At 69.4% G+C, this 23,169-nt stretch carries 27 protein-coding genes; 16 read left to right on the forward strand and 11 right to left on the reverse strand.

Translation table 11 applies throughout. From position 1 onward, the window contains the following. Positions 1–32: 32 nt before the first annotated feature. The 3 genes from AMS67_RS10735 to AMS67_RS10745 form a co-directional block, all read right to left on the reverse strand. Positions 33–683: a LysE family translocator gene (locus tag AMS67_RS10735; protein ID WP_053387481.1), complete on the reverse strand. Its 651-nt coding sequence runs from the start codon at positions 681–683 to the stop codon at positions 33–35. A gap of 119 nt (positions 684–802) precedes the next feature. Then, positions 803–1,120: a hypothetical protein gene (locus AMS67_RS10740; RefSeq protein ID WP_053387343.1), complete on the reverse strand. Its 318-nt coding sequence runs from the start codon at positions 1,118–1,120 to the stop codon at positions 803–805. Beyond that, positions 1,117–1,296, reverse strand: a complete 180-nt coding sequence (locus tag AMS67_RS10745; RefSeq protein WP_053387344.1) for a hypothetical protein — start codon at positions 1,294–1,296, stop codon at positions 1,117–1,119. The genes AMS67_RS10740 and AMS67_RS10745 overlap by 4 nt, the downstream gene beginning before the upstream one ends. 157 nt (positions 1,297–1,453) lie before the next feature. Here AMS67_RS10745 and AMS67_RS10750 point away from each other — a divergent pair, with 157 nt between their 5' ends. Continuing rightward, the gene (locus AMS67_RS10750; RefSeq protein ID WP_053387345.1) at positions 1,454–1,708 is read left to right on the forward strand and encodes a hypothetical protein; all 255 of its coding nucleotides are present in this window, start codon (positions 1,454–1,456) and stop codon (positions 1,706–1,708) included. A 17-nt stretch (positions 1,709–1,725) separates the two neighbouring features. Here AMS67_RS10750 and AMS67_RS10755 read toward each other — a convergent pair whose 3' ends face one another. The 3 genes from AMS67_RS10755 to aztA all read right to left on the reverse strand — a co-directional run bounded on the left by AMS67_RS10755 (position 1,726) and on the right by aztA (position 4,240). Then, positions 1,726–2,175: a DoxX family protein gene (locus tag AMS67_RS10755; RefSeq protein WP_053387346.1), complete on the reverse strand. Its 450-nt coding sequence runs from the start codon at positions 2,173–2,175 to the stop codon at positions 1,726–1,728. A gap of 176 nt (positions 2,176–2,351) precedes the next feature. Beyond that, on the reverse strand, positions 2,352–3,488 hold the full coding sequence (gene alr, locus AMS67_RS10760) for an alanine racemase (protein WP_306455247.1): 1,137 nt from the start codon (positions 3,486–3,488) through the stop codon (positions 2,352–2,354). A 74-nt stretch (positions 3,489–3,562) separates the two neighbouring features. Continuing rightward, entirely contained in the window at positions 3,563–4,240 is a 678-nt protein-coding gene (gene aztA, locus AMS67_RS10765) for a zinc ABC transporter ATP-binding protein AztA (RefSeq protein WP_075201326.1), read from the reverse strand. A 55-nt stretch (positions 4,241–4,295) separates the two neighbouring features. Between aztA and aztB the strand changes: the two genes are divergently transcribed. Genes aztB through aztD form a run of 4 tightly spaced genes read left to right on the forward strand, consistent with a single transcriptional unit; the run spans position 4,296 to position 8,774 of the window. Next, positions 4,296–5,231, forward strand: a complete 936-nt coding sequence (aztB, locus tag AMS67_RS10770; RefSeq protein ID WP_277619558.1) for a zinc ABC transporter permease AztB — start codon at positions 4,296–4,298, stop codon at positions 5,229–5,231. 5 nt (positions 5,232–5,236) lie between these two features. Continuing rightward, complete coding sequence (locus AMS67_RS10775) at positions 5,237–6,541, forward strand: hypothetical protein (RefSeq protein WP_053387347.1); 1,305 nt, start codon at positions 5,237–5,239, stop codon at positions 6,539–6,541. Continuing rightward, the gene (gene aztC, locus AMS67_RS10780; RefSeq protein WP_053387348.1) at positions 6,538–7,506 is read left to right on the forward strand and encodes a zinc ABC transporter substrate-binding protein AztC; all 969 of its coding nucleotides are present in this window, start codon (positions 6,538–6,540) and stop codon (positions 7,504–7,506) included. The genes AMS67_RS10775 and aztC overlap by 4 nt, the downstream gene beginning before the upstream one ends. Positions 7,507–7,547: 41 nt before the next feature. After that, a complete protein-coding gene (aztD, locus tag AMS67_RS10785; RefSeq protein WP_053387349.1) occupies positions 7,548–8,774 on the forward strand; it encodes a zinc metallochaperone AztD in 1,227 nt (408 codons plus the stop codon). Positions 8,775–8,805: 31 nt separating this feature from the next. Here the strand turns inward: aztD and AMS67_RS10790 are convergent, their stop codons facing one another. Next, on the reverse strand, positions 8,806–9,408 hold the full coding sequence (locus AMS67_RS10790) for a MarR family winged helix-turn-helix transcriptional regulator (RefSeq protein ID WP_053387350.1): 603 nt from the start codon (positions 9,406–9,408) through the stop codon (positions 8,806–8,808). 72 nt (positions 9,409–9,480) lie between these two features. On the opposite strand from AMS67_RS10790, the gene AMS67_RS10795 reads away from it, so the two are divergent. Genes AMS67_RS10795 through AMS67_RS10825 form a run of 7 tightly spaced genes read left to right on the forward strand, consistent with a single transcriptional unit; the run spans position 9,481 to position 15,293 of the window. Beyond that, on the forward strand, positions 9,481–10,614 hold the full coding sequence (locus tag AMS67_RS10795) for a polyprenyl synthetase family protein (RefSeq protein WP_053387351.1): 1,134 nt from the start codon (positions 9,481–9,483) through the stop codon (positions 10,612–10,614). Beyond that, the gene (locus AMS67_RS10800) at positions 10,611–11,570 is read left to right on the forward strand and encodes a phytoene/squalene synthase family protein (RefSeq protein WP_053387352.1); all 960 of its coding nucleotides are present in this window, start codon (positions 10,611–10,613) and stop codon (positions 11,568–11,570) included. The genes AMS67_RS10795 and AMS67_RS10800 overlap by 4 nt, the downstream gene beginning before the upstream one ends. Then, complete coding sequence (crtI, locus tag AMS67_RS10805; RefSeq protein WP_082305460.1) at positions 11,567–13,288, forward strand: phytoene desaturase family protein; 1,722 nt, start codon at positions 11,567–11,569, stop codon at positions 13,286–13,288. Before AMS67_RS10800 ends, crtI begins: the two co-directional genes overlap by 4 nt. Before the next feature lie 2 nt (positions 13,289–13,290). Then, positions 13,291–13,692, forward strand: coding sequence for a lycopene cyclase domain-containing protein (locus AMS67_RS10810; protein WP_053387353.1), 402 nt, complete (start codon positions 13,291–13,293; stop codon positions 13,690–13,692). Continuing rightward, positions 13,689–14,018 carry a lycopene cyclase domain-containing protein gene (locus AMS67_RS10815; RefSeq protein ID WP_053387485.1) on the forward strand — a complete coding sequence of 110 codons (330 nt, stop codon included), beginning with the start codon at positions 13,689–13,691 and terminating at the stop codon, positions 14,016–14,018. The genes AMS67_RS10810 and AMS67_RS10815 overlap by 4 nt, the downstream gene beginning before the upstream one ends. Further along, positions 14,011–14,901, forward strand: a complete 891-nt coding sequence (locus tag AMS67_RS10820; protein ID WP_241488052.1) for a prenyltransferase — start codon at positions 14,011–14,013, stop codon at positions 14,899–14,901. Before AMS67_RS10815 ends, AMS67_RS10820 begins: the two co-directional genes overlap by 8 nt. Beyond that, positions 14,883–15,293: a hypothetical protein gene (locus AMS67_RS10825; protein ID WP_156316619.1), complete on the forward strand. Its 411-nt coding sequence runs from the start codon at positions 14,883–14,885 to the stop codon at positions 15,291–15,293. Before AMS67_RS10820 ends, AMS67_RS10825 begins: the two co-directional genes overlap by 19 nt. Before the next feature lie 54 nt (positions 15,294–15,347). On the opposite strand, the gene AMS67_RS10830 is transcribed toward AMS67_RS10825, so the two are convergent. Next, positions 15,348–16,037 carry a GntR family transcriptional regulator gene (locus tag AMS67_RS10830; protein WP_053387356.1) on the reverse strand — a complete coding sequence of 230 codons (690 nt, stop codon included), beginning with the start codon at positions 16,035–16,037 and terminating at the stop codon, positions 15,348–15,350. Positions 16,038–16,105: 68 nt separating this feature from the next. Here AMS67_RS10830 and AMS67_RS10835 point away from each other — a divergent pair, with 68 nt between their 5' ends. Next, positions 16,106–17,362: an MFS transporter gene (locus AMS67_RS10835; RefSeq protein ID WP_053387357.1), complete on the forward strand. Its 1,257-nt coding sequence runs from the start codon at positions 16,106–16,108 to the stop codon at positions 17,360–17,362. Between the two features lie 78 nt (positions 17,363–17,440). Then, complete coding sequence (locus AMS67_RS10840) at positions 17,441–17,692, forward strand: hypothetical protein (protein ID WP_053387358.1); 252 nt, start codon at positions 17,441–17,443, stop codon at positions 17,690–17,692. Positions 17,693–17,702: 10 nt separating this feature from the next. On the opposite strand, the gene AMS67_RS10845 is transcribed toward AMS67_RS10840, so the two are convergent. The 3 genes from AMS67_RS10845 to AMS67_RS10855 all read right to left on the reverse strand — a co-directional run bounded on the left by AMS67_RS10845 (position 17,703) and on the right by AMS67_RS10855 (position 21,464). Next, on the reverse strand, positions 17,703–18,212 hold the full coding sequence (locus AMS67_RS10845) for a DUF6328 family protein (RefSeq protein WP_053387359.1): 510 nt from the start codon (positions 18,210–18,212) through the stop codon (positions 17,703–17,705). Between the two features lie 67 nt (positions 18,213–18,279). Continuing rightward, a complete protein-coding gene (locus AMS67_RS10850) occupies positions 18,280–18,951 on the reverse strand; it encodes a response regulator transcription factor (protein WP_053387360.1) in 672 nt (223 codons plus the stop codon). Then, on the reverse strand, positions 18,948–21,464 hold the full coding sequence (locus AMS67_RS10855) for a sensor histidine kinase (RefSeq protein WP_082305461.1): 2,517 nt from the start codon (positions 21,462–21,464) through the stop codon (positions 18,948–18,950). Before AMS67_RS10855 ends, AMS67_RS10850 begins: the two co-directional genes overlap by 4 nt. 205 nt (positions 21,465–21,669) lie before the next feature. On the opposite strand from AMS67_RS10855, the gene AMS67_RS10860 reads away from it, so the two are divergent. Next, complete coding sequence (locus tag AMS67_RS10860; protein ID WP_053387362.1) at positions 21,670–22,002, forward strand: nuclear transport factor 2 family protein; 333 nt, start codon at positions 21,670–21,672, stop codon at positions 22,000–22,002. After that, the gene (locus AMS67_RS10865; RefSeq protein ID WP_241488053.1) at positions 21,999–23,168 is read left to right on the forward strand and encodes a low temperature requirement protein A; all 1,170 of its coding nucleotides are present in this window, start codon (positions 21,999–22,001) and stop codon (positions 23,166–23,168) included. The genes AMS67_RS10860 and AMS67_RS10865 overlap by 4 nt, the downstream gene beginning before the upstream one ends. The last annotated feature ends 1 nt before the right edge of the window (position 23,169 follow it).

Consider the following 23,169-nt stretch of genomic DNA (forward strand, 5'->3'; position numbering starts at 1 on the left):
TCCGACCCTCTGTTTAGCACGGCGGGCGGAAGCTACGCCAGAAACTTGCTTCGGGTGTCGAACGCCAACTTGATGCCGAACAGCACCAGGAACGACCCGGCCACGCGGTCGACGATGCGGATCGCGCGGGCGTTCGCGAGCCAGCGCCGTGCGACGCTCGCCGCGCCGATGATGAGCGCGAACCACGCGAGGCTGATTGCCACGTGCACCCCCGCCAGCAGCAGGCCGCCTTCCAGCGCCGGCATGCCCGCCGGAATGAACTGCGGAATCGTCGCGATGTAGAAGACACCGACCTTCGGATTCAGCAGATTCGTCGTGATGCCAGCGGCGAAGGATCGCCAGGGCGACACCGCGGTCGGCGCGTCCGCGGTGAACGCCGTGTGCGATCCCGAGCGCAGGCTCTGCACGATCAGGTTCACGCCGAGATACAGCAGGTAGGCGGTACCCGCCGCCGCGACGACGAGATACGCGGTGCGCGACGCGGCGAGCAGCGCCGTAGCCCCGAGTGCCGCCGCCGCACCCCAGATGAGCGCCCCGAGCCCGATGCCGAGCGCGGTGCTCGCGGCATGACGTACGCCCCGAGTCAGGGACGCCCGCAGCACGAGCGTGGTGTCGATGCCCGGAATCACGGTCAGCACCACAGCGACCGCCGCGAAACCGACCAGTGCCTGTGTCAGCGTCATGCGCCCTCCCGTCGTGCAGCGTCGCGCAACGCGCGACCACACCAGTATCGTGCAGCCGGGGCCGAGGCCGTGCCCCATCGACACCTTCGACGGCAAAACGGTGCCGAACGGCGACGCGTTCAGCACCCCTCGTCCCGGCCTTCGAGCGCGCATGCCAGTTCGAGGTACGACACGGCACGCACGATATCTCCGCGCTTGAGCCAGGCGTCGGCGTGGGCGATCGCCGACGCGACTGCACGCCGCTGGTTGCGTCGCAGGCGCCGCAACGTGAGGTCGGTGTGCCCTGCGGCGTGGGCGACCTCCAGCTGCCAGCGCTCGGCGGGCGTCGCGGGCGCGTCACGGCGTCGATACCGCTCGGCGAGATTCAGCTCGGCGAGATCGGGCTCGGTGCGACCCCGATCGCGATCGACGCGGCCGGGCCAGATCCGGTCGCTCACGCGGCACCCCGCATCCCGGCGCTCGTCGCACGAGCTGCACCGCATTCCGGCCCGGGTGCGCGACCGGGCGGCGGGCCGCCCCGGCTGGTCTCGAACTGCAGGGTCGCCATGACGATCGCGCTGACCAGCGCGACGCCGACGACTCCGATGACGAGCACGATCTCTCTGCACCGCATGGGAGCTCCTCTGGTTCCACGCCGCCCGAATCAACGGCGTGCCCAGTTCACCCCGATCGCGGGTTTCCTCGCCCTATCGGCATCGGATAAGGAACCGAAACCGCCGCCGCGCCTACCGTCGACAGCAGCAGCATTTCACTGTCGAAAGGACGACGCGATGATCCCTCACGATGACCGGCCCGCCACTCCCTCGGAGGCTCTGCAGATCGCGCTGACGCACGAATCCCGGGTTTCCGGCTGCAATCTCGATTGGATTCGCGAACGTCAATCGCCGGGCACCCGCTCAGCTCTCGATCATGCGCTGGCCGAATTCGCTGCGGGTGATCTGCGGCTCACGCAGGAGTACGTGCGTCTGGCGTGTGAACTCAGCCGTCAGGCATCACAGCACGCGGACGAGTCTGCCCCCGACTGAGCTCACGGACGCACTCGCTAGGCCACCCAGGCCGGAATGCGGCCCCGCAGCACCGCTCCGTCGAGCGAGATGCGCCCGGCGCCCGCAAACGCCAGCCCGAGTGCCGCTGCACCGAGCAGGGCGACGAATTCGTAGCCGCCCTCACCGACCCAGAAACCGGCCTGCGCGTGCACCAGAGCGATCGCGACGACCATATCGATGGCGAGCAGGATCGCGACGAGTCGGGTGAACAGGCCTGCAATAAGCAGGATGCCGCCGCCGAACTCCAAGAAGGCGACCAGGGGTGCCGTGATCTCGGGAAGCGGAGCGCCCATGCTGCCGAACGATTCGACGGTGCCCGCCAGCGTGTACTCGAAGAGCTTTTGCGCGCCGTGCGCGGTGAACACGACTCCGAGCGCGATACGAATGACGAGAATGCCCCAGGAGACTGAGGTGGCGTTGGCCGTCGAGGCGGACTGTCGGGGCATGAGTGAAGCTCACTTTCTGTGCGTCGGCAGGTGACCACTCCACGCTAGGAGCGTCACGCCGCGTGACACTGTGACTTCTGAACTCTGCGACAGCCCTCGGTGGGCATCTGGTATCTCGCGCGCGACGCGCGGAGCCTGCTGCCCGAGATGCGCGGGGCGAATCAGTACACGCGAGATCAGTACGCGCCGGAGCGCACGTAGCCGCGGGGCACGCGCGAGCCGATGCTCGTGAGCACTTCCCACGAGATCGTGCCGGCCGCATCGGCCCACTCGCGCGCGTTCGGCCGCCAGCCCAGCGACGGCCCGAAGAGCAGCACCTCATCGCCCTCGGCGACGTCGCGCGGGTGGTCGCCGAGGTCGATCACGAACTGATCCATGCAGACCCGCCCCACACTCGGGTAGCGGGAGTCGCCAATCACGACGTCGAATTTGCCCGACATGATGCGCGGCACCCCGTCGGCGTACCCCAACGGCACGAGGCCGAGGGTGGTGTCGTGCGGCGCGGTCCAGGTGTGCCCGTACGACACCCCGTCGCCCGATTGCACGCGTTTCATGAGGGTCAGCGGAGCCTTCAGCGTCATCGCGGGCGTCAGGCGCTCCGAGGGTTCGTCGAACGGCGAGTAGCCGTACATCGCAAGCCCCGGGCGCAGCACATCGAGGTGCAGATCGGGTCGTGCGAGTGCGGTGCCCGAGTTGCCGAGGTGCATCTGCTGCACGGCGATCCCGTGCTGGGTGAACTGCGCACGGGCGTCGAGCAACCGCTCGAGCTGCAGACTATTCAACGGATGGTCGGGCACATCGGCGTGCGACAGGTGACTGAACAGGCCGTGCACGCGCACCGCCCCCTCCGCGACGAGCGCGCCCAGGTCGCGCAGCAATTCGGGCAGTTCGGCGTCGGTCACGCCATTGCGACTGAGCCCGGTATCAACCTTCACATCGATCTCGACGGGCCGCCCGACCTCGCGCGCCGCAGCGGCGACGGCGGCGAGCTGGCGCGGCGAGTTCACCCCGAGTCGCACATTGGCCGAGATCGCCTCGGCGTACCCGCTGGTCGACAGCCAACTCAGCACCGGCGCGGTAATGCCGGCCGCCCGCAACGCCAACGCTTCGGGAATCGTGGCGACGCCGAGCGATGTCGCACCGGCGGCGAGCGCGGCGCGGCCGACCTCGATGGCGCCGTGGCCGTAGCCGTCAGCCTTGACGACGGCCATGAGTTCGGCCGTCGGCGCGAGCTCGGTGAGCACGCGGATGTTTGCGGCGATGGCGTCGAGGTCGACTTCGGCTACGGGTTCGGTGACCATCGGATTCGCCACACCTCTTCTCTCTGCTGCTTCGCCCCGGCCTCAGCCGTATTGGCGAAGCTGCAGAGCGTTCGGCCGCTGCAGGCTCAACCGAGCGTGTGCTCCAGTCTAGGCGGCACTGCCATGGCACTCGCGCTGCGCGTCTCGACGAGGCACCCGCTGTCGAGGCGCAGCACGACGTCGGCGCTGGCGATCGCGTCGGGGTCGTGCGTCACGCATACGACCGCGGCACCGCGCGCAGCCTCCTCCTCGAGCACGCGCTGGGTGCGCTCGCGGCTGGCGGTGTCGAGCCCGGTCGCCGGCTCGTCGAGGCAGAAGATGTCGGCGCCCTCGGCGATGCCCTGGGCTAGGAGCGCGCGCTGCCGCTGCCCGCCGGAGAGCGCCGAGAACGGGCGATCCACCAGGTCGGCGAGCGCAACCCGGTCGAGCGCCGCAGCGACCCTCGTGCGCCGATCACGGCCGCCCGCGCGGCCCCTCCCCCACGTGCCCATTGCGACGACCTCGCCCACGGTGATCGGCAGCGCATCGGGTGCGGCGATGCGCTGCACCACGAGCGCCACCGAGCCGGCGCGGGTGATCGTGCCGCGGGTGGCCGGGCGCACGCCGGCGAGCACTTCGAGCAGGGTGGATTTGCCGGCACCGTTCGGGCCCATGATCACGGTCACCGCTCCTCGGGCGATGCGTACCGTGATGTCGTTCAGGATGGGGCGCCCGTCGATACTGACGTGCACCTGCTCGGCGGTGATCTGATCGGAAATGGGCATAGATGGAGTCTATCCCGTTTTGATAATGATTCTCATTTATGAATAGGATGGCCGAGTGCTCACCTCCGCCCTCGTGCCGCCGGCCACCGCTGCAGACACTGCTGCGCTCGCCGCCGCTGCCGCCTCGCCGTTCGCCGCATTCTTCGCCGCGTTCTCGGCGGACTTCGTGCTGCGCGCCCTGCTCGGCGGCGCCCTCGTCGCCGTGATTTGCGGGGTGGTCGGCACGTGGGTGGTCATCCGCGGCATGGCGTTTCTCGGCGAGGCACTCGGGCACGGCATGCTCCCCGGAGTGGCGCTCGCCACGGTGATAGGCGCCCCCTCGATCGCCGGCGCGGCCGTCAGCGCCGTTGCGATGAGCGCCCTCATCGGCTGGTTGCAGCGGCGCGGCCGCCTCTCGGCCGACACCACGATCGGCCTGCTCTTCGTCGCGATGCTCTCACTCGGCGTCATCATCGTGTCGCACTCCCGCAGCTTCGCGACCGATGCGACGGCGATGCTCTTCGGCGACATCCTCGCCATTCGCAGCGGCGATCTCTGGCTGCTCGCCGGCGCCGCCGCGGTGACGGTCGCCGTCGCGGCGCTGTTTCACCGGCGGTTCGTGGCGGCCACGTTCGACCCGAGGATCGCCACCGTGCTCGGCCTGCGCCCCGACCTCGCCCACACCGTGCTCGTCGGGCTCGTGACGCTCGCCGTCGTCGCCTCGTACCAGGCCGTCGGCTCATTGCTGGTCGTCGGGCTGTTACTCGCACCGGCAGTCGCCGCAGGCCCGTGGACCCGACGCATCGGCTCGCGCATGTGCCTCGCGGCCGCGTTCGGCACCATCGCCGTCGCGGCCGGCCTGTTGGCGTCGTGGCACTTCGCGACCGCTGCCGGCGCATCGATCGCGGGCGCGTCGATCCTGCTCGCCGCGCTCTCCGGCGGCCTCGCCCGCGCCGTGCGCGCACGACCACGCACCCATGAGCCGCACGTTCACTCCACCCGCACTCCTTGAAAGGCATGATGATCCCGCTCCGCCCTCGCCCGCTCGCCATCACCGGCGCCGCGCTCGCCGCGCTGCTGCTGGTCGGCTGCGCCGCATCTGCGACGCCGCCCACCGGCACCGCAACGACCGAACCGTCAGGCTCAGCCGAATCCGACGCCGACGCCGACACGGCCCCCGGGCACGGCGCCGTCGCGGGTGCCGCCGAGGCGCCCGAGCCGCCGCTGCACCTCGTCGCGATCGACCGCTCCGGCGAGGTCGCGATGCTCGACCTGCTCGACGGCACGGAGACGGCGCTGGATCGCGTGCGGGCTCCGCAGCGCGTCACCACCGATGGCAGGTACGCGTTCGTCGCCGACGATTCGGGCGTCGACGTGATCGACAGCGGGGCGTGGACGTGGGATCACGTCGACCACTTCCACTACTACCGCGCCGCCGCGGGTGCGCCGGGCAGCATCGCCGGCGACGGGATCGCCACCGTGGCGACCGGCATGCTCGCGACCGCCGGGGGCACCGGCCTCTTCTTCCCCGAGTCCGGGGAAGCCGTGCTGCTCGACAACGCGGCGCTCGCGTCGGGCGAGATCACCGAGACCCTGCGTCTCGACGTCGGCTCCCACCGCGGCATCATCGCGCCCCTGGGCACCGGGGCCCTGGTGAGCGCCCCCGACGAGCCGGGCGGCTCGGCCGAGACCCCGGCCGCATCGCTGCGTGCCGTCGACGCCGAAGCAACCGACCTCGCGACGATCGACTGCCCCGCGGCAGCCGGCACCATCACGACCCGCATCGCCGTCGTCGTCGGGTGCGCCGACGGCGCCGTGCTCGCGACCGCAAGCCCCGATGGCGCGGTCGAACTCGAGAAGGTTGCGTACCCGAGCGGCGCCGCCGCGCCCGCGACCGAATTCTCGGCGCGCAAGGGGCGGCCCACTGTGGCCGGCCTCGGCACCGACTCGGGCGTCTGGCTGCTCGACACCCGCGAGCGGTCATGGACCTGGGTCGGCACAGCTGAACGTCCGATCGCCGCGACCGCGGTCGACGACGAAGCGGAGCGCATCGTCACCCTGACCCCGGCCGGCGCAGTCGCCGTGCTCGACGCTACGGGCGCAATCCTCGGTGTCTCGTCGCCGCTCGTCAGCGGCCTGTCGACGGCCTCGTCGGGTATCACCGCCGCCGGTGTCTCACTCACCGTTGATGCCCAGCGCGCCTACGTCAACGACCCTGCATCGGGCGACGTCTTCGAAGTCGACTACGCCGATGGCGCGCGCGTCGCTCGCACGCTCACCCCCGCGGTCGACGCCGCCTTCCTCGCGGAGACGGGGCGATGAGGGGCTCGGCGCGCGGGCGCAGCGCCCTGCGCGGGCGCACCGCCCTCACGGCGCTCGGCGTCGGGGCGCTGCTCGCAGCGGTCGCGACCGCCGGCTGCAGCGGCACGGCCACGACAGGCGACGACGGTGCCGAGCGTGCCCGCGTCGTCGTCACGACGAACATCCTCGGTGACATCGTCGGCGAGGTGCTGGGCGATCAGGCCGAGATCACGACGCTGATGCAGCCGAACGCCGACCCGCACTCGTTCGAGATCTCGGCGCCTGAGGCGGCGCTACTCGGCGACGCCGACCTCGTCGTCTCAAGCGGGCTCGGGCTTGAGGAGGGCCTGCAGCAGCATCTCGACCGCGCGGCCGAGGCCGGTGCCGAGCAGTTCGTCGCGGGCGACGCCATCACCGCTTTGCCCTACGCCTCCGGAGACGCGGCGGGCACCCCCGACCCGCACTTCTGGACCGATCCGAACACCGTCATCGACGTCGTCGACGCGCTCGAGCAGCGTGCCGCGTCGCTCCCCGGCATCGATCGCTCTGAGCTCAGTGCTTCGGCCGACGCATATCGGGCGTCGCTGACTGCGCTCGACGCCGAGATGACGCAGGCGTTCGCGGCGATCCCGCAGGATCACCGGGCCCTCGTCACGAACCATCACGTCTTCGGGTACCTCGCCGATCGCTACGACTTCCGCATCGTCGGCGCAGTGATTCCCGGTGGCACGACACTCGCTGCCCCGAGCGCCGCCGACCTGCAGCACCTGAGCGACGCCATCACCGAGGCGGGGGTCTCCACGATCTTCGCCGAGTCATCGCAGCCCGACCGCCTCGTGCAGGTGCTCGCAAGCGAAGCCGATCTCGACGTGGCGGTCGAAGAACTCTTCACCGAATCGCTCACCCAGCCAGGCGGCGGCGCCGAGTCCTACCTCGAGATGATGCGCGCCAACACCGAGCGCATCGCCACCGGGCTCTCCCCCTGACCTCATCAGTAACACCACACCACAGAAAGCAGGACACCACCATGACCCGACGACACCTCCGATTCGGGGCTCCCGCAGCGCTGCTCGGGCTCGCGCTTCTCGCGACCGGCTGCTCGGCCAGCACTGCCGGTGACGCCGCGGCCGACGACGCCTCACCCAGCGCCTCGAGCAGCACCGAGGGGGCGCACGGCGACGACCGCCGCGTCGCCGTCTCGTACGACGGCGGCATCGCCGTGCTCGACGCCGACACCCTCGACGTCATCGAGGAGTTCGACAGCGAGGAGTTCACCCGCCTGAACGCCGCCGGCGACGGCCGTCACCTCTTCGTCACCACCTCCCAGGGGTTCCAGCTGCTCGACACCGCAGAGCCCGCCCTCACCGACCTGGTCGTCGAGGCCTCGGCTGCGGGACACGTCGTGCGCCACGGCGGCAAGACCGTGCTGTTCGACGACGGCACCGGAACGACCACGATCTTCGACACGCACGACCTCGCGCACGCCGATGACGCGCTGCCCGAAGCGGTCACCTACACCGCTGAGCACGCCCACCACGGAGTATCGATCGAGCTCGCCGACGGCACGCTGCTGACCACCCTCGGCGACGAGACCGCGCGCACCGGTGCGGTCGCGCTCGAGCCTCACGGCGATCACTGGCACGAGATCACCTCGAGCGACCAGTGCCCGGGCATTCACGGCGAGGGCACCGCGGCCGACGAAGCCGTCATCTTCGGCTGCGAAGACGGTGCGCTGCTCTTCGCGGACGGCACCTTCACGAAGCTCGATGCACCCGACGCGTTCGGCCGCATGGGCAACGCTTACGTCTCAGAGACCAGCCCGATCGTGGTCGGCGACTACAAGACGGACCCCGACGCCGAGGGCTACCTGCTGAGTGCCGTCACGCTGATCAACACGGCGACCGAACAGTTCGAGGTCGTCGACCTGCCCGAGAACGTGCGCTTCACCTACCGCGATGTCACCCGCGGGGCCGACGACCTCGCCTACATCCTGTCGACCGACGGATCGATCCACGTGCTCGACCCCGAGACGGGCAAGCTCGTGAACGAGTTCCCCGTCATCGACGCCTGGGAAGGGCCCGCCGAGTGGCAGGATGCGCACCCCACGATCGTCGGCAACGGCGACACGGCGTACGTGACCGACCCCGCAGCCAACGCCGTGCACGCGGTCGATCTGCGCAGCGGCAAGATCACCGCGACCGCCGAGCTCGATCACACGCCGAACGAGTTCGCGGTCGCGCTCGGCGAGCACTGATCGGGCGGAGCACCCGGGGTCGAGCGTCGTATTAGGCGCGCTCGGCCTCGGCCGCCTCGGCCCATTCGACGCCGCTGATGTCGATCTCTCGGGTCATGTCGCGCAAGAAGTGCTCAACAACCGCGCGTTCCTCTGACGTGAGTCGTGCCGCCGCATTGAAGCGGTTCGCCTGCTGCTGGCCGACGGTGCGCTTGGCAGCGTCGTGGGTGTCGGGGGTGATGCGGATCACGAGCGCTCGGCGATCCTCGGGATGCCGCTCTCGCGAAATGTGCCCGCCGCGCTCGAGACGGTCGAGCAGTTTCGTCGTCGAGGCGCTCGAGATGCCGAGGTGCGCGGCGATCGCGCCCGGCGTAGGGAGCACATCGGTGTTGCCGGCGACGATGAGAAAGTGCAGCGCGCGCATGTCGACGCTGCTCAGCTTCATGTACTTGAGCGAGGCCTCCGAGAGGCGCTCTTCAGCATCGCGCAACTGGCGCAGCGCGTCCATGAGATGCGCGATCTCTTCAAAATCGCGGGGTGCGAGCCCGGCGCTGTCGACGAGCTCAGACCTCGGATCGGTGTGGTCGACACGGTAGAGCGCGGCCGGGCTCCCCTCGGTGCCGCGCTCCGCATCAACCCGCTTGTCTTTCGTCACAGGAGAATATTATCCTGAAGTTGATCACTCGCTAAGTGAGTAATCAAAATTCCTACACGAGCGGGGGACGACGTGGTCAGGCAACGAGAGGTGCGCGCGGTACTCACCGCCCCCGATCCCCCCACCGATCTCGACCGGGTGCACGCCCGCCTCGACGATTTCTTCGCCACCCGCGTGCGCGAAGCCGAGGCCTACCACCCGGCTTACGCGCGACTGTGGAAGATCTGTGGCGAGCGCACCGCCGGCGGCAAACGCATCCGCCCGCGACTCATGCTCGACATCGCGGAGGCATTGGGGTCAAGCCCCGAAGGCTCCCCTGCCGACCCCGACGCCGCAATCGATATCGCCGCGGCGATCGAGCTGCTGCACACGTCGTTCCTGCTGCACGACGACGTCTTCGACGGCGATCTCACCCGCCGGGGCACCCCCAACCTCATCGGCGTACTGGCAGCAGACTCCCCCGCGCACCTCGCCGCTTCCCCTCTCGCGACCACCGATGCGCAGCGCCTGCACTGGGCCCGCAGTTGCGGCATTCTGATGGGCGATCTGCTGCTCGCCGAGGTGCACCAGATTTTCGCGCGCGTCGACGTCGCGATCGAGGCGCGCACGCAGTTACTCGATCTGCTCGCGCACGCAATCACTGAATCCGTCGTGGGTGAACAACTCGACATCGGGCTCGAAGACCGCACGATCATCGCCGACACCGCAACGGTGCTCGAGATGTGCCGACTGAAGACCGCGACGTACACGTTCGAGTTGCCGTTGCGCGCGGCGGCAATTCTCACCGGAGTGACCTCGCCCACGACCCACGCCGCACTCAGCGCGGCCGGCGCGCACCTGGGGCTCGCGTTTCAACTGCAAGACGACCTGCTCTCGACCTTCGGTGATCCTGCCGAGCACGGCAAAGACGCGTTCTCAGATCTGCGCGAAGGCAAAGAGACTGCGGTCATCGCGGCCGCACGTATGACGACCGCTTGGCCCGAGATCGAGCCCGCGTTCGGCACCGGGCAGCTCGAGCGCGCCGCCGGCCTGCGTCTGCAGGAATTGCTGCGCGAGTGCGGCGCCGAGCAGTTCGTGCAGCGACTGATCGACGATCAGACGCGTGCGCTGCACGAGACGCTCGCGGATCAGGCGAACGGCGTGCCCGACGCGGCGCGACGCAGCCTGCTCGCCCTCGCCGACCGACTCGAGGGCCGGCGCGCATGAAGCCGCAGAGCCCCCTCGATCGCTACTCGCGCTCGGCAATGCGCGCGTCGGCGGTCGTGATTCGCAGCTATTCGACCTCGTTCGGGGCGGCGACGCGGCTGCTGGGCGCGCGCCACCGCGCGCACGTACGCAACATCTATGCGCTCGTGCGCGTCGCCGATGAATTGGTCGATGGCGTCACCGACGGAGCCGGCCTGAGCGCCGATGCGCAGCGCGATGCGCTCGATCGCTTGGAAGACGAGGTCGGCCGCGCCGTCGCAACCGGCTACTCGAGCGATCTCATCGTGCACGCGTTCGCCCAGACGGCTCGGGCCGCCCGCATCGACGCGTCGCTCACCGCCCCCTTCTTCGCGTCGATGCGCGCCGACTTGCAGGTGCCGGTCACCCCCGCGAACGAGCACCCCGGCGCGAACTCCGCCGAGCACCCTGCGGCGAGCGCATCAGAGGATCCCCCGCACCGCGTGCGCGGCTTCGACGCCGAGCAGCACGGCACCTACGTCTACGGATCAGCGGAGGTCGTCGGCCTCATGTGCCTGCGGGTGTTCACGCGCGAGCAGCAGCTCGACGCACTGCAGCAGCACCGGCTCGAACGCGGAGCGCGTAGCCTCGGGGCCGCATTTCAGAACGTCAACTTCTTGCGCGACCTCGCCGACGACACCGAGCGGCTTGGGCGCAACTACCTCGGCTCGGGCGATCGGCTCACCGATGCCGACCGCGTCGATTGGCTGCGTCGCATCGACGCCGAGCTCGCCGACGCCCGCGCCGTGCTGCCGCTCCTGCCGAAAGACGCACGCACGGCAGTGAGGTGCGCGCTCGATCTCTTCGCGTGCCTGAGTCGCCGGATCGCCCGAACGTCGATCGACGAACTCTACGCCCGCCGAGTGCGCGTTCCCGACTGGCAGAAGTCCGAGATCATCGCTCGCGCCATTGCGCGCACCGCGGTGGAAACGCGATGAGCACCGCGAGCCGTCGCGCCGACGGCGCCAGCCCAAGCCCCAACACCGACCAGAGCACCGAAACCGGCGCCGGCACCCGCACTGTGGTGATCGGTGCGGGCATCGCCGGCCTCGCGACCGCTGCGCTGCTGGCCCGCGAAGGCCACACGGTGACCGTGCTCGAGCGCGGTTCGCGCGTCGGCGGTCGCGCGGGCTCGTTCTCACGCGACGGGTTCCGGTTCGACACGGGCCCCTCGTGGTATCTCATGCCCGACGTCTTCGATCACTTCTTCGCGATGCTCGGCACGAGCACCGCCGAACAGCTCGACCTGCGGGTGCTCAACCCGGGCTACCGCGTCTTCAGCGAGCCGGCAACGCCGGCCGCAGCACCGGCGTCAACCCCGCCGCCCGTGACGATCCCGGCCGGGCGAGCAGCCGCCCGCGCGGAGTTCGAGCGGCTCGAACCCGGGAGCGGGCCGGCCTTCGACGCCTACCTCGATTCGGCGACCGAGACCACCGCGATGGCCGAGCGCTACTTTCTCTACAACCCGTTCACGCGCTGGCGCACGCTCGGCGCCCCACCGGTGCTACGCGCGCTGCCCCGGCTCGCGCGGCTGCTCGGCACGTCGCTGCGATCCTTCGCCGCGCAGCGCTTCACCCACCCCGTGCTGCGCCAGATTCTCGGCTACCCCGCCGTGTTCCTCGGCACGAACCCGAAAGACGCGCCGGCGATGTACCACCTCATGAGCGCACTCGACCTCGATGAGGGCGTGCGCTATCCGATGGGCGGGTTCGCACACCTCGTCGAGCGCCTCGCCGTGCTCGCCCGTAAGGCGGGGGTCGAAATCGTGCTGGGGGCCGACGTCACCGAGATCGAGGTGACGCGCGGCGGATCCGCCCACCCGTACACCGCAACCGCGGTGCACTGGCGCGACGCCGACGGTGATGCGCACCGCCTCCCCGCCGACGTCGTCGTCTCGGGCGCCGACCTGCACCACACCGAAACGCAGTTGCTGCCCGAGGCCGCGCGCAGTTACCCCGAACGGTGGTGGCAGCGCCAGGTGAGCGGCCCGGGCGCCGTGCTGGTGCTGCTCGGCGTGCGGGGCGACCTGCCCGAGCTGCCGCACCACTCGCTCTTCTTCACCCGAGACTGGGATCGCAATTTCGACGACATCTTCGGATCGGCACCGCGCATTCCCGACCCGGCCTCGATTTACGTGTGCAAGCCGAGCGCAACCGACCCTGATGTCGCGCCGGAGGGTCATGAGAACCTCTTCGTGCTCGTGCCCGTGCCGGCCGATCCGGGCATCGGCGGCGGCGGGACCGACGGCGCCGGTGATGAGGCCGTCGAACGAACGGCTGACGCCGCCATCGCGCAGATCGCGGCGTGGGCCGGGGTGCCCGATCTCGGCGACCGCGTCGTCGTGCGCCAGACGATCGGGCCGCGCGATTTCGTCGACAACTACCACTCGTGGAGCGGGGGCATGCTCGGTCCGGCGCACGTGCTGCGGCAGAGCGCGATGTTCCGTGCGCAGAACCGTTCGAAGCGGGTCGCAAATCTGCTTTACGCCGGTGCGACGACTGCACCGGGCGTCGGCATTCCGATGTGCCTCATCAGCGCGGAGCTCGTGCTGAAGCATCTCCGCGGCGACCACTCGGCGGGGCCGCTGCCCGAGCCCAGCCGGCGGTCGGCTGCGACCGCGGCTCGCGATGGCGCCGCGGTCGAGGAACAGGTCTGACCATGGCGTTGCTCTATCTCGGCTCCCTGCTCGTCACGATCGGGTGCATGCTGCTGCTCGACTGGCGGTTTCGCCTGTTCTTCTGGAGCGACTGGCGTGCGGCCGCGCTGGTGCTGGTGCTCGGCGTCGGGTTTTTGCTCGCGTGGGATCTCTGGGGCATCGCGAGCGGCGTCTTCCGACTCGGGGAGAGCCGCGGCATGACGGGGCTGCTCATCGCGCACGAGCTGCCGATCGAAGAGCCGGTGTTCCTCGCGTTCCTCGTGCTGTGCACGATGGTGGCGTTCACCGGTGCGCTGCGCCTGCTCGACGTGCGAGGTGGTCGCGCACGTCGCCGCCACGAGCCGCAGGCACCCGGCAGCGACGGTGACAGCGACCGCGATCCCGAGAAATACGGTGACGCGTGACGTACGCTCTCATCAGCATCCCGTTTATGCTGCTCGCACTCGCAGTCGCTCTTGCGCTGACCCCGTGGCGCGACCGACCAGCCGCGCGACGTCTCTGGGCCGGCATCGGTTTGGCGGCCGCGGCGCTCGCGATCCTGACCGCCGTCTTCGACTCGCTGATGATCGCGTCCGATCTCTTCACTTACGGCGACGGACACACGCTGGGGCCCACCATCGGGCTCGTTCCCGTGGAAGACTTCTGCTATCCGATCGCCACCGCGCTGCTCGCTCCGGCCATCTGGTTCCGCCTGACCGCACGCAAGGAGCGCCGCGATGCCGATGACTGAGACCTCCGGCTGGAACGCGCACCTGCTGCGACAGGCGTTCGACGCCTCGCGCCCGGTGAGCTGGATCAACACCGCCTACCCCTTCGCCGCGGCGATGCTGCTCACGACCCGCGAGATCGATTGGGTGCTCATCGTCGGCGCGTTTTACTACCTGATCCCCTACAACCTCGCGATGTACGGCATCAACGATGTCTTCGACTACGCGTCTGACATCAACAACCCCCGCAAGGGCGGCATCGAGGGCGCACTGCTCGCCCCGCGGTACCACCGCCCGATGCTGTGGCTCGCACTGCTCACGAACGCGCCGTTTCTCATCGTGCTCGCCGCAGCGGGCGGCCCGGCCGCCTGGCTGCCGCTCGCCGTCAGCACCTTCGCGGTGATCGCGTACTCGGCGCCGGTGCTGCGCTTCAAAGAGCGTCCGTTCCTTGACTCCGCGACCTCGAGCACGCACTTCGTGAGCCCGGCCGTCGTCGGCCTCAGCATCGCGGGGGCGCAGTTCACCCCGCAGCTGTGGCTCGTGCTGCTGGCGTTCTTCTGCTGGGGCATGGCGGCGCACGCCTTCGGTGCGGTGCAAGACGTGGTGCCGGATCGCGAGGCAGGCATCGGCTCCATCGCCACGGTGCTGGGCGCCGCCGTCACCGTGCGCCTCGCCCTCGGGCTGTGGGCGCTCGCGGGCGTGCTCATGCTGTTCACACCGTTCCCCGGGCCGCTCGCCGCCATCATCGCGCTGCCGTACCTCGCGAACTGCGCCCCGTACTGGCGCACCAGCGACGCCGACTCCGGCCGCACCAACCGAGCGTGGCGCCGTTTTATCTGGTTGAACTACGGGTCCGGGGCGCTGGTGACGATGATCCTGATCCTCTGGTGGCTGCAGACCGCCTGACACCCATAGGGCTGCAGGGCCGCTTCGTCAAGGCCATACTCGCGGTGCCCGCGCCTGCGTACGCTGAAGCCGTGGTCATTCCGCTCGGGGTGGCCCGCGGGGGAATGAGGATCGGTGTGGATGCGCGCATGGACGAGGGGGCATCAGTCGGTGCGCGCATCGGCATCCCGACCGGGCTGGCAGCACCGGCAACGGCCGGCGCGCCCCCGCAATCGCTGAAACTCGCCGGGCTTGCCGCATTCTTCGGTCTGCAGCAGCGGCGTCGCATCGAGGCGCAATCGGCTGCACCGCCCGACGACCCCTATGCGACGTACCTGCGCTGGCGCGACGGAACCGTGTCGACCCTCGACGATCGCGAGAATCCTGCGGCGCCGTCGCGCATCGGCGGCTGATCTCGGTTCACCCAGCTAGCTCAGCCAGCTCAGCTCAGCTCAGCTCAGCTCAGCTCAGCTCTCGACGATCGAGAACCCGCGCCCTCGCAATCGGGTGCGCTCGTCGGCGAGAAACCCGACGAGTCGCTCGCGCGTGCCCGCCGTGTGCGCGGCAATGAGCGCGGTCGCGGCGTCGGCGTCGCGCACCGACACCGCGTCGAAGATGGCGCGATGGTCGTCGCGCACGTGGGCGCGGGATTCGGGCGTACGCACCACCAGCCAGCGGGGCCGGGCGAGACGCGTGAGGGTCGACGCGACGGCGTCGGTCAAGAAGAGGTTGCCGGTGAGCTCGGCGAGCGCGAGGTGGAAGGCGCTGCCGCTCTCGAGCCACGATGCCGGGTCGTCGGCGTGGTGCTCGGTGATGAGCGTGGGTTCGAGTTCAGCGATTTCGGCGTCGGTGGCGCGCTCGATGACGCGCTGCACGACACCGATTTCGACGATCTCGCGGTACTCCATCACCGCTCGCACTTCCGACAGGTCGATCGGCGCGACCATCCATCCGCGCCCCTCGCGACGGGTCAGTCCCTCGACCTCGAGTCGCATGAGCGCGGCGCGGATCGGCGTGCGCGACGCGCGCAGCGCCTGCTCGAGCCCGCGCTCCGAGAGGCGCTCGCCCGGCATGAGGTCGAATTCGAGGATCGACCGGCGCAGCTCCGCGTAGGCGCTGCTGCCTGCGGCGATCGTGTCGGCGACGGCGTCAGTCATGCGTCCATCGTGCCATACCGAAGTGGTATACCATTACGGTGTTCCATACGCTTCACGAAGGAGCTCGCATGAGCCTCACGGCATCGGCCCCGCAGCCCGCAGCATCCGACGCGGCGGCGCGCTCAACTCGCGTGCCCGCGAAATCATGGATGATGCTCGCTCTGGCGCTCCTCGCTCAGGCGGCCGCGACCATGCTCATCACCGCTCCCGTCTACCTCATTCCGATGCTGCACCTTAAGCAGGGCATTCCACTTGCCGCCGCCGGCACGCTCGCCGCGGCACCCACGGCCGGCATGGTGCTCACCGCGGTGCTCTGGGGTGCCGCGGCCGATCGGTTCGGTGAACGCTGGGTCATCGCCGGAGGTCTCGGCCTCACCGCCCTCGCGGCATTTCTCGCAGCCAGCGCATCAGGCCTCGTGCCGCTCGCTCTGGCCCTCGTGCTCGGCGGCGCTGCCGGAGCCAGCACGAACGCCGCCAGCGGGCGCGTGGTCGTCGGCTGGTTTCCTCGGCACCGGCGCGGTCTGGCGATGGGCATTCGCCAGATGTCGCAGCCGCTCGGCACTGCGGCGGCCGCATTCGTCGTGCCCCCGTTCGCCACCGCCGCCGGAATCAGCGGTGTCTTCGTACTCATCGGCGCACTGCTCGCCGTCATTACCGTTGCGTGCGCCATCGGTGTGCGTAATCCGCCCCGACCGGTCGCGGCTCCCCGCGCACCCGGCGATCCGGCACCCGAGAGCACCAACCCGTACCGCACCAGCAGTTTCCTGGTGCGCATTCACGCCGTCTCCGTGCTGCTCGTACTGCCCCAGTTCGCGCTCTCCACCTTCGGCATGGTGTGGCTCATCAGCGGCCTCGGCTGGAGCGCGACCGCAGCCGGCGTACTCATGGGCGCGGCGCAGTTCATCGGCGCAGTCGGGCGCATCGTCGTCGGAGCGACCAGCGACCGCGTCGGCGACCGCGTGCTCGTGCTGCGCTGGGTCGCGCTCTCGGGCATCGCGGTGATGGGCGCGCTCGCCGTCATCGGTGCCTGGCACAACTTCACCGGAGGGGTCATCATCGGCGGGTGCGTGCTCATCGTCGCGACCGTGGTGAGTGTCGCCGACAACGGGCTCGCCTACACCTCTGTGGCTGAAGCCGCCGGCAGCGGGTGGGCCGGGCGCGCGCTCGGCATTCAGAACACCGGTCAGTTCATCGCTTCGTCAGCGGTCGGGCCCGGCCTCGGCGCGGCGATCGCACTGCTCGGGTACCCGTGGGTCTTCGCGCTCGTCGCGATCGCCCCGATTGTCGCCTACCCGCTGATTCCGAAGCAGGATCGCCACGCCTAACAGCCCGCCCGCACCCGGGCAAGCCCGCTGCGCGAGCGTTCTGCGGCGCGTATCGTGTCGCGCGAAGGAGGAATCCCCATGAACACTGCTCCGCTCGACCACGACGACGACCGCGACCACGAGTCGATGCCTGCCCCGAACTCAACGCCTGCAGACCACGAGCGCGCAAACGAGCCCCGCGCCGAGCGCCGCGCCGAACTCGACTCGCACGAGGGCGCCGATGCGTTCGAAACGGCTGAGCAGGCCGACGATGGGGCGCGCGACGCCCACGCGCACTCCGACGCGCCCCGCGACGATCTGCCGCACATCAACGTCGATACCCCCGACTGACCCACGCGCGCTAGTCGCCGTCGCCAGGCCCTCGTCGGTCAGGGGCGCTCGCTCGACGAAAGATGGCGCGCGGCAGCGCGATCCACAGCCCGAGCACGATCACGACGCCGAAACCGAGCGCGATCATGCCGGCGATGCGGCCGACCGCGAAGTCGAAGACGAGCCCGGTGACCCCGGCGGCGAGCAGGGCGAGCACGACGAGATCGGCGATCAGCAATCGGCCCCCGAGGCGCACGATATCGGGCTTGCGCCCACGCCCGAAGAACGTGCGATGCAGACTCACGGGAGCGAGACCCAGCACCGCGGCGATGCCTGCGAGCCCGACCAGCACCAGGTACCACACCAGTTGCACCGCATCGAGGTCGTGGAATCGGGGTTGGAACGCGACCGCGAGCAGAAAGCCCCCGAGAATCTGCGTTCCCGTCTGCGCGACGCGCAACTCTTGCAAGATCTCGTTCCAGTTGCGGTCGGCACGCTGGTTCGCACTCTCGATGCGGCCGTCGCCATCCAGGTCTTCCATGAGGCGAATCTACTCTCGCGACCGCCGACTACGCGCAGCTGCGACCGACAAATTCGGCCCGCGCTCGTCAGAACGCGGGGTCGATGTACCCCTCGCTCCAGGCGATGCGCCCCAAATCGAGCTTCGAGCGCACCGGCACCCCGGCGTCGGAGTACTTGCGCTTCACCCGATCGAGGTACTGCTTCGCCGTCTCACGGCCGATGTTCATCGCCGCGGCCACCTGCTCCACGGTCAGACCCGACGCGTAGAGCACCAGCGCGCGCTCCTCTTGCAGACTCAGCTTTGGGCGTTCAGGATCACCGGCGATGATGCCCGCAAGCTCCGTGGTCATCCATTCTTCCCCGCGCAGCACCGCGCGAATCGCGGCCAGAATGTCGCTCTCGGAGTCGCGCTTGCCCACAATGCCGGTGACTCCGGCGCGCACGATGCCGCGCACCAACGGAGGCGACGCCAGCGCCGACAGCACGACGATCTTGAGGCCGGCCGCGAGCAGCTGCTCGACGAGCGCGACATCGACGCTGGGCTGACGGTCGACCATGAGGTCGAGCACCAGCAGATGCGGTCGCTGCTCACGAGGCGCATCGCGCACCCACGCGACGAACTCTGGAGCCGACGCCGCACTGAACACGACATCGAACTCGGGCTGCGATGCGAGCAACTCCTCAGTGCGCGCACGCTGCAACACGTGGTCTTCGACGAGTGCGACTCGGCAGACATTCTGGGGAGCTTGCGTGTTCATCGTGCACCTCGGTACTCGGTCGACCGTTCATCGGTCACGCCGCGTTCGCCGAGGCGTTGTTCGCCAGTGTATGTCAGCTCGAGCAGGTCGAGCGGACCGAGTCGCTCGAGACGCGCCTCGACGCCATCGGCGACGGTCGCGAGCGCGGGCCCGAGCAATGTCAGTTGCATCCCGGACTGCACCGGGAACAGGGTGGCGACCAGTCGCTCACTCGCGGGCGTCTCGGCAATGACCTGGGTCAACGCGTCCACGATGCGGTCGGCGGTGGGGGCATCGGGGGCATCGGCCCCGCCCATGCGGAACTCGAGATCGACGCCCCGCCGCCTGGCACGGTGCAGCCCCGCCATCAGCCCACCACCCAGGTGTACGAGTTCTGGGCCGACTTGGAGCAGTTGCCGCAAGTATCGCTCTTCGTCGGCGCAGGCCAGCTGCGTTTCAGCCGCCTCGGCGTCGCGACCGCCCGCGAGCTGTTCGAGCAGCACCACCGCGTCGTCGAGCCCGGCCGAGACCCAGCGCCGATAGCTGGCCTGCGCAGCGAGCTCTTTCTCGCGACGCAGTGCCGCGGCGAAGACGCGTCGACGGGCGCGGGCTGCGGCTTCAGCCCGCGCCACGACAAGCGTCTGAAAGGCGAACCAGACCACCGAAAAGCCGAGGCCGACCACTCCGGCCACCGCCGTGATTTTCGCGGCGACCGCATCCGTGGGCAGCACTGCGCAGGCAACGATGACCACGAGGGCTACGCCGGCCGCTGCCGCCCAACCGGCCTCCTGCCGACTCGGCGCACAGGCAAGATAGAGCGCGGTCGGCCCCGTCGCGGCGAGCGCCTGCCAGTGCACCGGGGCGGTTGTGCCGAAGCCGGTCGCCGCTGCCGAGAGCACGAACACGACTCCGGCGGCAATCAGCAGCGACACGCGCATCGCCGGGCCTCGATCGAATCCAAAGTACTGCGCCGCCCACCAGCACGCGAGCATCAGCGCGATCATAGGTATCAGCGCGAACCCCACATTTGTGCCTCCGCCGATCGTCAACACGATACTCACCCCGGCGACACCGAGCCCCCAGTACCCCGCCGCCCGGCGCGACAGCGCTGCGACCGGCGCCGCCTCCACCGGGGGTTCCACCGCACCGTAACCCGCACCGTCACCCGCGTCGGAATCAGCAGGAATCGGCACGTCGAGCCGCACGCATGTGCCGTGCCCCGGTGCGCTCTCGACGCGTGCGTCGAACCCGGAATCATGCGCACGGCCGACGATCGACCCCGCGATGCCGCGCACGGCGGTGCGCGGCTCGAGCGAACCGTCCGGGCCGGTCACCGCCGCCGCGCTGTCGTCACCACCAGCGTGCAGCGATTCGCCTACAAATCCCCGACCGCTGTCGCACACCTCGACAACGAGCCTGCTGGCCGGCGCATCGCCCTCCGCATCCGTCGTGATGCGCACCCGCGCGAGCTCTGCACCGGAGTGCTTCGCCGCATTCGTCAGTGCCTCGCGCACGCACCCCACGATCGCGCCGATCGTGCGGTCGCCGCAGCGCTGCTCGATGGCGACGAGCTCAGCGTCGACGATACCCGAGCGTTCGATCGGCAGCCCGGGCAGCCCAAAGATGTCGAGCAGGCCGAGTGTGCCGAGCGTCGCCTCGGACCCGCGCAGCGCCTCGAGCATCTGTACGTCGCGCGCGCACTGCTCGCGCACCCGAGCGGGGTCGACCAGGCCGGCCGTGCCATTCGCGATGGCGCCGAGCGTATTGATGGCGGTGTCGTGCAGCACCCTCGACTGTTCGGCGATGGTCTGACTCGCGTGCCGCGTCACCTCGAAACGCTGCTCCGCTCGCTCCTCGGACGCGGCGGCGAGATCGACGTCTCGCGACAGCGCGACCAGAGCGGGAAGCCCCAGCCGCATCGCGACCACGATCGACAGTTGCGTCACCGAGATCGCGATCGGAAATTGCACGCCCCACTCGGGCAGCCCGATGCCCATCGCGCACGATATCACCGCCGCAGATCCGAGTACCACGACGAATACCGACCGACCCAGCATCGTCAGTGCGGCAATGCAGCTCGCAAAGTTGATCTGCCAGCAGGCGGCGAACGCCAAAGTCGAGTCGATGTTGCCGCTCGCAAAATACCCCCAGAGCGCGAGCGCCATCATGCCGAGCGGCACGATCGCACCCGGGATACGACGCCGCATCGAGAGCAGTGCGACCGCGGCGAGCACGATCTGCGCGATCGCGAGCACGATCCCGTCGGCACCGAGTGTCGTCAGCGTTGCGGCCGCCATCACCAGCTGCCACCCGGCGGCGGTTGCGAGCACCACTTGACGTATCGCGCCGATCACAGATGCCGTGGCCCACCCGTCGCCGATGTGATCTCGCTGCTGGCCGAGATCATCGCGCCACTCACCGCTTCCGGTGTCCCCCTCGCCGCTTTCCTCGCGCCGCTCGCCACTCACACCCGGCGACGGGCGCAGGTCGGCCAGCAAGAGCGAGCGCAGGTGGGTGAACATGGTGGCCCTCATGAATCGAGTCGGGGATGCGACGGGCAGCCGATCCTGTCGCGAGACTATCGCAGGCCTCAGACATCCCCGACCAGCAAATGACCCCCACGCCGGGGTCACCTCGGCGGGCTGCCCGGCACGTGCACCGGCGTGAACGGCAGGCGATCCTACAATTGATCATCCCCACGAGCATTCGCCGGCGGGCGAACCAGAAAAGGAGTGCACGATGAGCGAGGTGCAGGTTCCCCCGGCAGTGCAACGGGTAGTCGATGCGATCAACGACGCCGACACCGACGCGTTCGTCGCGGCGTTCACCGCAGACGGATACGTCGACGACTGGGGGCGCGTGCTGCGCGGAGCGACGGGCGTGCGGCAGTGGGCGGAATCCGACGCGATCGGCGCAGGCGCGCACATGACTGTGCTCGAGGCCGACACCGAGGGCGACGTCACCGAGATCCGCTTCACCTGGACCAGCCGAGTCTTCACCGGCGAGTCGACCGCGTTCGTCACGCTCTCTGACGACCGTGTCGCCGCGTTCCAGATTCCGCCGCACGCATGAGCTCCACGCTGCTCGGGCGGTTCGGCCTCATCCGAATGTCGGGGCGAGACCCTCACGAGCGCCACCGCGTCGCCAGCCCGCTCGAACTCTTCTTCGACCTCGTCTTCGTCATCGCGGTCTCCCAGGCATCGCAAAACCTGCATCACGGCATCGTCGAGGGTCACGTTGCTGCCACCACGCTGTCGTACGCCATGATCTTCTTCGCGATCTGGTGGGCGTGGATGAACTTCACGTGGTTCGCCTCGGCTTTCGACACCGACGACTGGCTCTACCGGGTGACCACGATCGTGCAGATGGGCGGCGTGCTCGTGCTCGCCGCCGGCGTGCACGACGCAATGGCCGAGGGCGAGTGGGCGACCGTGACGTGGGGCTACGTGATCATGCGACTCGCCATGGTCGGGCAGTGGGTGCGTCTTGCGATCTCTGATCCGCAGTTGCGCTCAGTGGCCGTGCGCTACGCCATCGGCATCACGGTGGTGCAGGCGATCTGGGTCGCGCGCATCGCCTTCGCCGCCGACGTGCAGTTCTGGACGTTCTGGCCCGCGATGGTGCTTGAAGTGCTCGTACCCGTATGGGCGGAACGCGCCCGCAACACTCCGTGGCACCCGCACCACATTGCTGAGCGCTACAGCCTATTCGTGCTCATCCTGCTCGGAGAGAGCCTGCTCGCCTCGGCGAACGCCATCATCGATGCGATCAACGAGGGCGAGCACATCGAGGGCATCGTCGGGCTCGCGGCAGCCGGCCTCGTGCTGGCCGCCGGCGTCTGGTGGATGTACTTCTCGCACGAATACGGCGACCGCCTCGACTCGGCCCGCACCGGCTTCGGGTTCGGGTACGCGCACTACCTCCTGTTCGCGGCCGTCGGCGCGATCTCAGCGGGCATCGAAGTCGAACTCGATCTGCTCTCGCACGCCTCCGACCATCTCAACGCCGGGACGGCGTCGCTCGCGCTCGCCGTGCCCGTCGCGGTGTTCATGTTCGTCGTCTGGCTGATCCTGCTGCGCACGCGACTTTCGGTCACGGCGTCGACCGTCTTTCTCATCACCGCGGTCGGGGTGCTGGCCTCGGCGCTGCTGCCCGTCGTCACCGTCGTCGGATCAGCGGCATGCGCCGTTATCGCCGTGGTCGCGCTTGAGACGCACCGGGCCGCCCAACTTCGGTGAC

Source organism: Leucobacter japonicus (assembly GCF_001273855.1).
GTDB lineage: Bacteria > Actinomycetota > Actinomycetes > Actinomycetales > Microbacteriaceae > Leucobacter > Leucobacter japonicus.

Bases quoted from the DNA above. Each gene is read 5' to 3' on its own strand.
- AMS67_RS10735 (WP_053387481.1), bottom strand. From the start codon at position 683: ATGACGCTGACACAGGCACTGGTCGGTTTCGCGGCGGTCGCTGTGGTG.
- AMS67_RS10745 (WP_053387344.1), bottom strand. From the start codon at position 1,296: ATGCGGTGCAGAGAGATCGTGCTCGTCATCGGAGTCGTCGGCGTCGCG.
- AMS67_RS10750 (WP_053387345.1), top strand. From the start codon at position 1,454: ATGATCCCTCACGATGACCGGCCCGCCACTCCCTCGGAGGCTCTGCAG.
- AMS67_RS10755 (WP_053387346.1), bottom strand. From the start codon at position 2,175: ATGCCCCGACAGTCCGCCTCGACGGCCAACGCCACCTCAGTCTCCTGG.
- aztA (WP_075201326.1), bottom strand. From the start codon at position 4,240: ATGCCCATTTCCGATCAGATCACCGCCGAGCAGGTGCACGTCAGTATC.
- AMS67_RS10775 (WP_053387347.1), top strand. From the start codon at position 5,237: ATGATGATCCCGCTCCGCCCTCGCCCGCTCGCCATCACCGGCGCCGCG.
- aztC (WP_053387348.1), top strand. From the start codon at position 6,538: ATGAGGGGCTCGGCGCGCGGGCGCAGCGCCCTGCGCGGGCGCACCGCC.
- aztD (WP_053387349.1), top strand. From the start codon at position 7,548: ATGACCCGACGACACCTCCGATTCGGGGCTCCCGCAGCGCTGCTCGGG.
- AMS67_RS10800 (WP_053387352.1), top strand. From the start codon at position 10,611: ATGAAGCCGCAGAGCCCCCTCGATCGCTACTCGCGCTCGGCAATGCGC.
- crtI (WP_082305460.1), top strand. From the start codon at position 11,567: ATGAGCACCGCGAGCCGTCGCGCCGACGGCGCCAGCCCAAGCCCCAAC.
- AMS67_RS10810 (WP_053387353.1), top strand. From the start codon at position 13,291: ATGGCGTTGCTCTATCTCGGCTCCCTGCTCGTCACGATCGGGTGCATG.
- AMS67_RS10820 (WP_241488052.1), top strand. From the start codon at position 14,011: ATGACTGAGACCTCCGGCTGGAACGCGCACCTGCTGCGACAGGCGTTC.
- AMS67_RS10830 (WP_053387356.1), bottom strand. From the start codon at position 16,037: ATGACTGACGCCGTCGCCGACACGATCGCCGCAGGCAGCAGCGCCTAC.
- AMS67_RS10835 (WP_053387357.1), top strand. From the start codon at position 16,106: ATGAGCCTCACGGCATCGGCCCCGCAGCCCGCAGCATCCGACGCGGCG.
- AMS67_RS10840 (WP_053387358.1), top strand. From the start codon at position 17,441: ATGAACACTGCTCCGCTCGACCACGACGACGACCGCGACCACGAGTCG.
- AMS67_RS10845 (WP_053387359.1), bottom strand. From the start codon at position 18,212: ATGGAAGACCTGGATGGCGACGGCCGCATCGAGAGTGCGAACCAGCGT.
- AMS67_RS10850 (WP_053387360.1), bottom strand. From the start codon at position 18,951: ATGAACACGCAAGCTCCCCAGAATGTCTGCCGAGTCGCACTCGTCGAA.
- AMS67_RS10855 (WP_082305461.1), bottom strand. From the start codon at position 21,464: ATGAGGGCCACCATGTTCACCCACCTGCGCTCGCTCTTGCTGGCCGAC.
- AMS67_RS10860 (WP_053387362.1), top strand. From the start codon at position 21,670: ATGAGCGAGGTGCAGGTTCCCCCGGCAGTGCAACGGGTAGTCGATGCG.
- AMS67_RS10865 (WP_241488053.1), top strand. From the start codon at position 21,999: ATGAGCTCCACGCTGCTCGGGCGGTTCGGCCTCATCCGAATGTCGGGG.